At 32.4% G+C, this 660-nt stretch carries 1 protein-coding gene; it reads left to right on the top strand.

The window, feature by feature from the left end:
* Window positions 1-20 precede the first annotated feature (20 nt).
* Window positions 21-660 (top strand): hypothetical protein (locus tag AC1TPB_RS24975; RefSeq protein ID WP_482078957.1); only part of this gene is annotated, 640 nt, incomplete at its 3' end.

The following is a 660-nucleotide window of genomic DNA, read 5'->3' as shown; positions in this document are numbered from 1 at the left end:
ATTTGGATAAAAAAACATACATGATCGACGACTATAAGAATTACGAAGAAACAAAAACTGTTATACAAGATAAAAGTATTGGAAGAGTATTGCAATCTTTAGGTAGCAAAATATTTTACTCATATAATGGAAAGCTAATGGTAATGGACGTAGATACATTAGATGAGACAAAAATACTTGATTATGTGCCTCAAGTATTTGTTAAGTATCCCGAATGGTATATCGCCGAAAAACGGACGATTCTAGATATTGTTAATGAAGGTTTCTACCGAGCAGATGCTGAAAAATATTACGTGCGTATTGATGATGCAACGGTTTCCCAATTAGCAAAACCATCTACATTAGCGGAAACAGCATCTACACTTATGAAGAACAATATTACGTACTATGGATTAGGAAATAGTACAGCACAACCACAAATTAATAAATTACTCAATACGATAAATGAAAATGGTAGATATATTGATAACGCCAATATGTCGAGTGCTATGCAGCAAGTATCAAGTGCTATTACGAATAAAAAAGAAGTAGATCTTCATATTTTAATGGCGAATCCAGGTGTAGCAGAAGCAAGCGTAACAACAGCAATTAAAGATCTAACAACACAATTACAAAAATCAAATATTATCGTTTCACCTCAATATATCAAAGGTACAAACA

Source organism: Paenibacillus sp. Y951 (assembly GCF_056786395.1).
This window is presented reverse-complemented; position numbering and strand designations above follow the sequence as displayed.